At 35.7% G+C, this 10939-nt stretch carries 10 protein-coding genes; 3 read left to right on the top strand and 7 right to left on the bottom strand.

Features of this window, described 5'->3' with window-relative positions:
* Window positions 1–348 (top strand): peptide deformylase (gene def / locus HLX49_RS12170; protein ID WP_296362174.1); only part of this gene is annotated, 348 nt, incomplete at its 5' end.
* A gap of 224 nt (window positions 349–572) precedes the next feature.
* Here def and HLX49_RS12165 read toward each other — a convergent pair.
* On the bottom strand, window positions 573–1346 hold the full coding sequence (locus tag HLX49_RS12165; protein WP_077704483.1) for a Cof-type HAD-IIB family hydrolase: 774 nt from the start codon (window positions 1344–1346) through the stop codon (window positions 573–575).
* Window positions 1347–1904: 558 nt separating this feature from the next.
* Here HLX49_RS12165 and HLX49_RS12160 point away from each other — a divergent pair.
* Window positions 1905–2114: a DNA-dependent RNA polymerase subunit epsilon gene (locus tag HLX49_RS12160; RefSeq protein ID WP_073005381.1), complete on the top strand. Its 210-nt coding sequence runs from the start codon at window positions 1905–1907 to the stop codon at window positions 2112–2114.
* A gap of 3 nt (window positions 2115–2117) precedes the next feature.
* Window positions 2118–3785, top strand: a complete 1668-nt coding sequence (gene rnjA / locus HLX49_RS12155) for a ribonuclease J1 (RefSeq protein WP_077704486.1) — start codon at window positions 2118–2120, stop codon at window positions 3783–3785.
* A gap of 265 nt (window positions 3786–4050) precedes the next feature.
* Here the strand turns inward: rnjA and HLX49_RS12150 are convergent, their stop codons facing one another.
* From HLX49_RS12150 to HLX49_RS12125, 6 genes are all read right to left on the bottom strand, one after another.
* Window positions 4051–4716, bottom strand: coding sequence for a potassium channel family protein (locus HLX49_RS12150; protein ID WP_073005395.1), 666 nt, complete (start codon window positions 4714–4716; stop codon window positions 4051–4053).
* A 328-nt stretch (window positions 4717–5044) separates the two neighbouring features.
* The gene (locus tag HLX49_RS12145) at window positions 5045–6886 is read right to left on the bottom strand and encodes an ABC transporter ATP-binding protein (protein ID WP_296362165.1); all 1842 of its coding nucleotides are present in this window, start codon (window positions 6884–6886) and stop codon (window positions 5045–5047) included.
* Between the two features lie 16 nt (window positions 6887–6902).
* Complete coding sequence (locus tag HLX49_RS12140) at window positions 6903–8654, bottom strand: ABC transporter ATP-binding protein (protein WP_296362163.1); 1752 nt, start codon at window positions 8652–8654, stop codon at window positions 6903–6905.
* Window positions 8655–8892: 238 nt separating this feature from the next.
* The gene (locus tag HLX49_RS12135) at window positions 8893–9318 is read right to left on the bottom strand and encodes a TlpA family protein disulfide reductase (RefSeq protein ID WP_296362161.1); all 426 of its coding nucleotides are present in this window, start codon (window positions 9316–9318) and stop codon (window positions 8893–8895) included.
* An 89-nt stretch (window positions 9319–9407) separates the two neighbouring features.
* Window positions 9408–9650 (bottom strand): YkuS family protein, encoded by a 243-nt coding sequence (locus HLX49_RS12130; protein ID WP_077704500.1) that lies wholly within the window; start codon window positions 9648–9650, stop codon window positions 9408–9410.
* A gap of 171 nt (window positions 9651–9821) precedes the next feature.
* Window positions 9822–10937: an N-acetyldiaminopimelate deacetylase gene (locus HLX49_RS12125; protein ID WP_296362159.1), complete on the bottom strand. Its 1116-nt coding sequence runs from the start codon at window positions 10935–10937 to the stop codon at window positions 9822–9824.
* Window positions 10938–10939: the final 2 nt, after the last annotated feature.

Here is a 10939-nt window from a genome sequence, read left to right as displayed (position 1 = left end):
AATAAACGTTTAATAGCTGTTCACTTTGAAGATGGTAGAGGGAAAAAATACAGCTATGGACTTGCTAATCCAAAAATAATTAGCCATTCTGTAGAAAAAGCATATCTTCCGTCTGGAGAAGGATGTTTATCCGTCGATCGAAATATAGAAGGATACGTTCCTAGATATGCTAGAGTCACCGTAAAAGCCATAAATATGGATGGAGAAGTCATTAAATTAAGATTAAAAGATTATGCTGCTATTGTGTTTCAACACGAAATTGATCATTTAAACGGAATCATGTTCTATGATCATATTAATCAACAAAACCCCTTCTTCATACCAGAATACGCAAAACCTATAGAATAGATAGGGCTTGGGTGAACATTTTATTCATGAAAGTAAATGGTATATCACATACCGTCGCTTTGATAATGCCCTTGGCACCACAGGTACCTAGTGAGTTTCTTCATGCTTAAGCACTTAAGAAACTCACTAGGTCTCTTCCAACAATAGTTACGCATGTCTTTGCAATTAACTTAGATATCTGCTTTCGTAGCAAACACCTAACATTTCTTTGAAACATAGTAAGGTTAAATTAAACCAAGATGCTTCAACCCATTTGCAAGCCCATCCTTATCAACGTCCTCCGTTATATAATCTGCTACCGCTTTTAAATCAGAAACTGCATTCCCCATCGCTACCCCTGTTCCAATTTCCTGTAACATTTGCATATCATTTAACCCATCCCCGAAGGCAAATGTATTTTCAAACGCTAAACCGCTAGCTTCAATTAATTTTTCTACTCCAATCGCTTTTGACCCACCTAACGGAATAACATCACACGAGTACTCATGCCAGCGAATAAAGTCTAACGTAGGAAGCTGTTTAGCTAACTGTTTTTCTTCTTCTTGTTTACAAAATAATAAAGCTTGATAAATCAATGTAGACTGATAAAAGTTAGGATCCACTTCTGGATAACTGAAATTCATGCTGCTTAAACTTTCTTCTATAAATGAATGGTTAGGTTCAGAAGCTTTCATTTTCTTCGAGCTAGAAAAAACAATGGGATAATTATTTTTCGTAATCTCATGGTTTAAACGCAAAAGATCATCTTTTTTTATCGGGTTTTGATAAACTTCTTTCCCTTCAAACACAACATACTGCCCATTAAAACTAACAAAAGAATGGATGTTTAACTCTTCACGTATAGGCTCAAACATAAAAGGTGCCCTTCCAGTTGCTATCGCTACGTACACATCATTATCCTGCAATTGTTTAATGGCTTGCTTTGTACTATGTGGAATTTCATTTTTTTTGGTTAAAATCGTGCCGTCAATATCTAAGAAAACCATTTTTTTATGCATGTTTATCCCCTTTTCTGGTGTATAAATTTAATCGTGTTGTAAAAAATAAGCGTAGTAATCATCGGATCTTATTTCAACAAACTGTGCTCCTACATTCACTAAACGAAGCACAGTTTCCAACTTTTATGCACTCTTTTCTATCACAGCCATGAGAAATATTTTTAAGAAATAGCGTGTTTTTATTTCAAATTTCCTCAACTCATACTATACTATAGATAAGAGGGATTGGATCGGTAGATGTTTTTCTTGTTTTTTAAAACAAAGAAAGGAGATGACACGTCATGCTGAAACGTCTAAGAAAAAAGCTCAAAAAACGCTGGAAGGACTTTTTAGGCCAAGGACGTGTGCCAACTACTTGTAAAAAGACTACCAATGATTAATTTGCCCAATCACATACTAAAGGTACCATAAAGTAAATGAAAAAGACAAAGCTACACTATTTGGAAAAAGACGATACCTTTATCTTCATTCTTGTGTCGGGTAAAATATAGCATTAACTCCGTGTTCAAAACTGTAACATTAATAAACCAACAATGAAATTAGTCAAGGAGAGATGAGATGATTTATAAAGTTTTATATCAAGAACTGGCTGACGAGATTCCAGTTCGAGAACGTACAAAAAGCGCTTATGTGGAGGGAAACTCTGTAAGAGAAGTTAGAGCAAAAATCAACGAACGCAAGTATAATATTGAATATATCCATGAATTGGATGAAGCACATTTAGCATATGAAAAACAATCCGAAGATTTTCACGTGGAGAAAATCTAAACAATGAAATTCGTGAAAAATGATCAAGCTGCCGTTTTTGCTCTAGGTGGCTTAGGAGAGATCGGAAAAAATACGTATGGCATTCAATTTCAGGATGAAATTGTGCTAATCGATGCTGGAATTAAATTTCCGGAAGATGAGTTGTTAGGTATTGATTATGTTATCCCTGACTATACGTATTTAGTACAAAACCAAGATAAAATTAAAGGATTATTTATTACCCACGGACACGAAGACCATATTGGGGGGATCCCATATCTTCTCCGTGAAATTAATGTGCCAATATATGCTGGTAAACTTGCGTTAGGATTAATTAAAAATAAATTAGAAGAACACGGTTTATTAAGAAATGCTAAATTACACACGATTCAAGAAGACGATATTATAAAATTCCGAAAAACATCGGTAAGCTTTTTCCGAACAACTCATAGTATTCCAGATTCCTATGGTATCGTAGTGAAAACTCCGCCAGGAAATATTGTTCATACTGGAGATTTTAAATTTGATTTTACTCCAGTTGGTGAACCAGCTAATTTATCGAAAATGGCTGAAATTGGAAATGAGGGTGTGCTTTGCCTTTTATCAGATAGTACGAACAGTGAAGTTCCCGGATTTACGATGTCCGAAAAAGTGGTTGGGGAAAATATAAAAGATATTTTTAGCAGAGTTGACGGACGTGTTATATTCGCAACTTTTGCGTCAAATATTTATCGATTACAACAAGTAGTGGAAGCATCTGTTAAAAACAACCGTAAAATAGCTGTATTCGGAAGAAGTATGGAATCTGCTATTAACTTAGGACAAGAATTAGGTTATATTCAAGCGCCGAAAAATACGTTTATTGATGCTAATCAAATAAACCGTCTTCCAGCACAAGAAGTGACCATTCTTTGTACCGGATCTCAAGGTGAACCGATGGCCGCTCTCTCAAGGATTGCCAATGGTACTCACCGGCAAATACAAATTATCCCTGGCGATACAGTGGTGTTTTCTTCATCTCCAATCCCTGGAAACACCATTAGTGTCAGCAGAACAATTAATAAATTATATCGTGCAGGTGCCGATGTCATCCACGGAAAATTAACCAATATTCACACATCAGGGCATGGTAGTCAAGAAGAGCAAAAGCTCATGCTACGCCTAATCAAACCAAAATACTTTATGCCTATACATGGTGAATACAGAATGTTAAAAGAGCACATTAAATTGGCCGTTGCTTGTGGTTCAGACGCTGATAGTTGCTTTGTCATGGACAACGGAGATGTTTTAGCACTTGGAAAAGATACAGCAACAATAGCTGGAAAAATTCCTTCAGGTTCCATTTATGTAGATGGAAACGGAATAGGCGACATAGGTAATATTGTCCTAAGAGATCGTCGAATACTTTCAGAAGAAGGGCTCGTTATTGTAGTTGTAAGCATTAATATGAAAGAGTTTAAAGTTTCTGCAGGCCCTGACATCATTTCACGTGGCTTTGTCTATATGAGGGAATCGGAAGACTTAATTAATGAAGCACAGAAATTGGTCGCGACGCATTTAACCAAAGTGATGGAACGCAAAACGTCACAATGGTCCGAGATTAAAAACGAGATCACAGATACTATCGCTCCATTTCTGTATGAAAAAACAAAGCGTCGCCCTATGGTACTACCTATTATTATGGAAGTTTAACATAAAAAAACAGCCAGAGTATACGTACACTGGCTGTTTTTTATTCTACTATAAAATCGGATAAAATAAATCTACAATTGGATCCCCGCTTTGTTAGTAGCCTAAAAGTATGACAAAGGCTTCGCTTCATCATAAAAACTCGGTTATTGCCAAATCTTTATGGCGATGGAAAGTCGTCGTTTTGCTTATCTATAAAGCCTAGAAATTTATTGCTTTCCTATAATACGAAAAAGGAGATTTAAATTTTGTATCCTACTTAGACTGTTTATTCTTCAATCACTAAATGCTTTTCAAAACGCGATATATCTTTATCTGCACCAATAACGATTAAAATGTCCCCTTCGGAAAAACGATGATCCGCACTAGGCGATACGTTAATATCTTTCCCATGTTTAATGGCTACTACGTTACATCCATAATTAGCACGAATATCTAATTCGACAAGCGTCTTGCCTAGCATTTTTTCACCAACTTTTACCTCAACAATGCTATGGTCATCGGATAGTTCTAAGTAATCCAATATGTTATTTGATATAATACTATGTGCAATTCTTTTTCCCATATCTCTTTCTGGATGTACCACCTGATCTGCGCCAATTTTATTAAGAATTTTCGCATGGTAATCATTTTGAGCTTTTACTGTAATTTTCTTAATACCTAAATCCGTTAAAATAACCGTTGTTAAAATACTTGCTTGAATATCATCTCCGATTGCAACAATAACATGGTCAATATTCTTTATTCCTAGTTCTTTTAAAGAAGCTTCATCTGTTGAGTCAACAATAACAGCATGAGAAGCTATATTTTTAAACTCATTAATTCTATCTTCATTGTTATCAATAGCAAGCACTTCCATCCCTTCCATGCTTAACTCTTTACAAATACTTCCACCAAATCTTCCTAATCCAATTACTGCGAATTCTCGTTTCATCCTTTGTTCCTCCATGTTTCGTCTTTGTTCATAGCTTATCACAGTTCTATTCGTTCTACCATATTTCAAGATGAAAACTTTATTGAAAAAAGATGTACAAAATACTCTATTATTACAATAGAAAACCACGATTTATAGCATTTGAAAGACTTGGCTATCGCCAAGTCTTTACATTCAACCATCATGTACCATAAACTTTAAGAACAATGAACGCAAAAATGAACGTATACAGCTACATTTCCTAAATGAACGTATACAGCTACATTTCCTATACGTCCACCTACAATCACGAGGAATGAAAGAACCCCATACTGACTGAAGATTTACTTTATATTGCATCTAACATTTGAAATTGTGCTTTTACTAAATGGTAGTACTCTCCACCTTGTTTCATTAAATCGTCATGATTTCCGCTTTCTAATATGTGTCCATTCTCAAGCACAAATATATTATCAGCCTTACGAATGGTAGATAAGCGATGCGCAATAATAATAGCAGTGCGTCCTTTCAATAATTTAGCTAAAGCATCTTGAATCTTAACTTCTGTTTCTGTATCAATACTTGCTGTAGCTTCATCAAGTATTAAAATTTTCGGATTAGCTAATAATGCTCTTGCAAACGATAACAATTGTCTTTCCCCTGCAGATAAAATATTGCCACGCTCTTCAACTTCCGTTTCATAACTATTCGCCATACGCTTTATAAATTCATTAGCGCCAACGACTTCTGCTGCGCGAATGACTTCTTCATCAGACGCATCTGGCCGCCCAAAACGAATATTTTCCATAATAGTGCCTGAAAAAATAAATGTATCCTGTAAAACAACGCTTATACTTTGTCGTAAGCTATCTAATTGGACTTCACGTAAATCATAGTTATCAATTGTAACCTTCCCTTTTGTTGGATCATAAAATCTACTTATTAAATTAGCAATTGTTGTTTTACCACTTCCAGTATGGCCAACTAATGCAACTGTTTGCCCCGCATGAATAGTCAGAGATATATTGTTCAAGGCAATGCGATCTTTATCGTAATAAAAATTCACTTTATCAAAGACAATTTGTCCTTTCATGTCCTTGAAAACATGAGCATCGCTCTTTTCTTGAACATTTGGCCGTTCATCTAAAAATTCAAAAATACGCTCAGATGCTGCCATTGCCATGAGCATTTGATTATACATCTGACCTAAACGAGATATTGGTTCCCAAAACATACCAATAAAAAAGGCGAACGAAACAAACGTTCCAATAGCAATGCCACCACTATTTTCACCAAGTAAAATTAAGTATGCCCCATAAGATATTAAAATAACTGTACCGACAGCATTGCTCAATTCAACAAACGGACGAAACATAGCACTCTTCTTCGTAGCTTCCTTCCAGCTACTAAAATTATCTTTATTTACTCCATGAAAATACTCACTATTTTCTTGTTCTTGAGAAAATGATTGCGTAATTCGTATCCCTTGTAAACCTTCATTCAAATGAGAATTCATGCGTGATTGTTGAATTCTTACTTGTTGCCAAGAACGACGAATCGTCCGTCGTAACTTGGTTGTTAGGTAGAACATTAGCGGAAGTATAACCATAATCGCTAACGCAAGCTTAGGGCTAAGCACAAACAAAATAACAATGATCCCTACTAATGTTACAATGTCCATAAGCAAGTTAATAATTCCATTTGTAAATAATTCCTGAAGTGAATTAATATCATTCATAATGCGAACTAAAATAGAACCGGCTGAACGGGAATCAAAAAAACGATGCGATAACCGTTGGACGTGCGAAAACAAATGTTGTCTAATATCGTAAATAACATTTTGACCTAAAATATTTACCCACTTTATCCGAAATACATTTCCCGCATAGCTTAATAAATATAAAATGCCAATAACCACCACTAAATAAGTCAACAGCGTTACATTTTGTTCACTTATAGCTACATCAATAGCGACTTTTCCGATTAAAATTGGTACAATTAATCGTACAGCTGTCGATATAAACATAGCTATAATTGCAGCCGGTAAATAAGTTTTTGCATAAGGTTTCAAATAGACCAGTAGACGCCACATTTGCTTCCAATTAAACGGCTTTTCAATTGCTTGGTCTTGCGTATAATGAAAGCGTTGTAAGTGCCTGCTTTTGGACTCTTTGGACTTATCCTTCGTCATTCACATTTTCCTCCTTCTAAGCGTGCTGACGCTTCATCACTTCTTCTCTATCCTGGTATTGAATATCATAAATTCGTTGATACGGTCCCTGATTCTTAATTAAGAAGTCATGATTACCACGCTCTACGACTTTTCCCCCTTCTAAAACTAATATTTCATCTGCATGTTTTAATGAAGCAATTCGATGAGCTATAATAAATGAAGTTCTCCCCTTCATTACTTCTTGTAAAGCCTTTTGAATTCTAAATTCTGTTTCCATATCTACTGCAGATGTAGCATCATCCAAAATAAGAATTTTAGGATTAATACAGATCGCTCTTGCAATGGCAATACGTTGTTTTTGTCCTCCTGATAGTCCCATCCCACGTTCACCTAACATCGTGTCATACCCTTCTGGCATTTTCATAATAAAATCGTGCGCTTGCGCTCGTTTAGCAGCATCTATAATCTGCTCATCCTCTACACCTGGGCTACCGTAGGCAATATTTTCACGAATTGTCGTAGAAAATAAGAATGCTTCTTGCAAGACAAAGCCAATTTCCTTGCGCAAAGCTTTAAGATAATAATCAGAAACAGGCTTTTGATCAATAAGTACATCTCCAGAAACAGGCTCGTAAAAACGCGTAATGAGCTGTGTAATACTCGTTTTACCAGATCCTGTAGAACCAATTAATCCAATAACTTTCCCAGGGGGAGCATCAAAACTAATATTCTTCAAAGCAGCGTCGTTTTCATCCGCATATGTTAACGTAACATTCCGAAATGTTACGTGCCCGTGTATAGGTTCTCGAATAGCGTGTTCGGATTCTATAATATCCTCTTCTTCTTCTAAGATTTCTAATAATCTTTCTGCAGAAGCTTTTGCTTGTGAAAACTGATTGACAATAAAACCAAGGTTCATAAGCGGTCCCATAATGTACCAAACTAAGCTAAAAAAAGCGATTAATGCACCAAGAGACAATTGCCCATCAATAACAAGAAAACCACCATATGCCAACAATGCTGCCGCACAGAAATTTCCGATAAATTCCATTAAAGGAAAGTACTTTGCCCAAATAAACGAAGTGTGTAAATAATTTTGCCTGTACGAATCATTACGATCCGCAAAACGTCCAATTTCAAATCCCTCACGCGAGAGTGACTTCACCGTATGCATACCGCTAATGTTTTCTTGAACACGCGTATTTAAATTACCATAAGATTTTCGAATCAGGCGAAAAGCCGGATGTACACGTTTATCAAATTGAAATACAACAATAGCCAGAAAAGGCATCGCGGCCATTGTAACTAAAGCAAGCGGAACTGAGTAATAGAACATAACTCCCAAACTAACCGTTATAAGTAATATTACTCTTAACAGTTCCGAAAATCCAAAAGATAGAAAAAAACGAAACCCTTCTACATCAGCTGTTAAGCGAGACATAATATCTCCTGTTTTAGCGTTATCATAATACGTAAATGATAATCGCTGTAGCTTTTGATATAATCCATCACGTAATTTATATACAGCTGTAATACCAAATAAATCCCCTAAATATTGATGATAAAAAGTAGCAAATCCTTTAACAGTCATTAACAACAAGAAAATAACGGAAATGTACGGAATTAATTCATAGCGATCCATTAAAACAACGCGATCAATTGTTTGCTGTAAAATAATGGGATAAACAACTGTGATTACCGTTACAAAAAACAAGAAGAATACAGATAGTAAAAAATGTTTCTTGTAAGGCAAATAATATTGCTTTAACTTTTTAAACGTGTCCACACATGTGCCTCCCTCAAGTTTTTAATTACGTAACATATAATATAACGGGTTTCGAAATAAATTTCTACTGTTTTGCCGAATTTTTTTAAAATTTTTTACTTTATAATTTTAAAGGTGTAACATGTTAGAAAAACTTAACTTAACAATCCAGTTTTCTAAAGTATACTTTCTTATTAGCTATAATATAAAAAGCGCCTCCTTTTATATGTATAAAAAAGGAGACGCTTATCGTATTAAACTAAATCATACGCAAAATATTTTTCTCAAGCATGTTTAAATTTGTTTTACCACGCTGGATATGACGTAACTTTCCAAATTCATCAAATACATAATAGGCTGGAACATATGTTACTTGAAATGCATCTGAAATGCTTTCATTATGATCGACAGCTATAGGTACTTTCAGTTCTTGTTCCTCCACCACTTTATTAATTTCAAGCAAGTTGTTATCTGTATCAGATAATGGCGTATGAACTGAAATAAATTGTACTTTACTTTTATATTCATTACAAAGCTTTATAAAATGCGGCATCGCTTGTTTACATAGAACACAACTAATAGACCAAAAATGAAAACAAGTAGGTTTGTCACCTATTAATAAAGGTTCACTATTCAACCATTCACAAGTGGTATCAAAATCGGGAATTTGCTGACCTAAACGCATAAAAGCTTCCTCCTATACCCTGAAAACAATTCTTCTATATTTTTATATGTGGTATAACATAAAAACGTTCTCAGGATATAGAAGGTGGATTAAACAACTTTTTGATTCACTACATTACACACATCTTCTGTATTCATACCTTGTGCGTTAATAACAGCACCTGCTATTTCCGCCTCCATGACTCCCATTACATCTTTGTCTTGGCCAGAAATTACACAACAATCACAGTAAGCTGCATCCTCTGCTCCACGCAAATCCACTACATGATGCCCCATTTCTGTGAGTGCTTCTTTTACATCGCTAAGCGTCGTTTCAACACCAATTCTCGCCATTCCATTACCTCCTCAAAGTAGCTTAAAAAGTTTTAGAATAAGGATATTCCAGATTGAATGTATACGCTGAAAAGTTACATTTCACTGTAAAGATCTAGCTCTAACACTCTCTAGTCCTTTTCAACTAAACATACCTTATATTTTGCTACTTATAGGAAACATATACATATTTTATTGAGAAAGTTTGGAAAAAGTTAAATGAACAGCCTCCACGCCAACGCCTAAAGCAGCTTCATCTGGATTTAACTGTGCATGATGCAAACCATAAGCAGAGTCTACCCCAAGCCAAAACATAAAACCTGGTATTTCTTTGAGCATATATCCAAAATCTTCACCAGTCATAGCAGCTTCTGCTTCTTGATAATGCACATTACTACCAGCTAATGCCTGACGGAATTCCTTTACTTGTTCAGCTTGATTATAAACTTGATAATAGTTCGCTCCATAATCCACTTCAATCTTACAATCGTAAGCAATCTCAAACCCTTTAATCAGTTTCTCTAGTTGGTTTTTAACTGTATTTATACTATCAGGATGTTGTGTGCGGATAGTCCCTTCTAAACGGGCAGTCCCAGCAATCGCATTTTGGACAAATCCGCTTTGCATTTTACCAATTGTAACAACAGATGCTTCAAGTGGATTCACATTTCTAGAAACAATTTGTTGCATCTGAACCACAAAACTACTAGCAGCCACTGTCATATCTTTCGTTAAATGAGGATAAGCAGCATGCCCGCCTTTTCCAGCAAAATCAATAAACAATTCACTCGTATTTGCAAACAGTAAACCAGGTTTACTAGCAACTGTTCCTACTGGCAACTCAGGGGCAATATGTAGAGCAAATACGATGTCCGGACGCCATGACTGAAATGCTTCAGATTGAAGTAATGGTAATGCTCCGCCAGGCCCCTCCTCTGCTGGCTGAAAGATGAATAAGCAATGATCGTTCATTGGTTCTAAGATAATCTTCTCTAATACCCCCAAAGCAATGGCCATGTGAAAATCGTGACCACACGCATGCATTTTCCCGTCATGCTTCGATGAAAAAGAGAGCCCTGTCTGTTCAGTTATTGGTAAACCATCTATATCTGCTCGGTAACCAATTGTTTTTGTTGGGGCCTTACCTTCCACAAAGACGAGAATACCTGTCTCCCATAACTTGATAGATACTTTATCTGTTTCTAGTAATTTTATATTTTCCAACAAGTATTGCTGGGTCTTCTTTTCTTGAAAACCCAGCTCAGGTATTTGATGTAATTTACGACGAATTTGTTGTAAATCTAACATGC

The sequence above is a fragment of the Virgibacillus sp. genome (assembly GCF_013393565.1).
Classification (GTDB): Bacteria; Bacillota; Bacilli; order Bacillales; family Amphibacillaceae; genus Virgibacillus; species Virgibacillus dokdonensis.
Note: the sequence above shows the minus strand (reverse complement) of the source record. Positions and strands in the feature narration are given on the sequence as shown.

What these genes read in the sequence shown, in the direction of transcription:
- HLX49_RS12130 (WP_077704500.1), bottom strand. Translation starts at nt 9,650, where the DNA reads ATGGCGAGAATTGGTGTTGAAACGACGCTTAGCGATGTAAAAGAAGCA.
- HLX49_RS12135 (WP_296362161.1), bottom strand. Translation starts at nt 9,318, where the DNA reads ATGCGTTTAGGTCAGCAAATTCCCGATTTTGATACCACTTGTGAATGG.
- HLX49_RS12125 (WP_296362159.1), bottom strand. Translation starts at nt 10,937, where the DNA reads ATGTTAGATTTACAACAAATTCGTCGTAAATTACATCAAATACCTGAG.
- HLX49_RS12145 (WP_296362165.1), bottom strand. Translation starts at nt 6,886, where the DNA reads ATGACGAAGGATAAGTCCAAAGAGTCCAAAAGCAGGCACTTACAACGC.
- HLX49_RS12160 (WP_073005381.1), top strand. Translation starts at nt 1,905, where the DNA reads ATGATTTATAAAGTTTTATATCAAGAACTGGCTGACGAGATTCCAGTT.
- HLX49_RS12165 (WP_077704483.1), bottom strand. Translation starts at nt 1,346, where the DNA reads ATGCATAAAAAAATGGTTTTCTTAGATATTGACGGCACGATTTTAACC.
- HLX49_RS12150 (WP_073005395.1), bottom strand. Translation starts at nt 4,716, where the DNA reads ATGAAACGAGAATTCGCAGTAATTGGATTAGGAAGATTTGGTGGAAGT.
- rnjA (WP_077704486.1), top strand. Translation starts at nt 2,118, where the DNA reads ATGAAATTCGTGAAAAATGATCAAGCTGCCGTTTTTGCTCTAGGTGGC.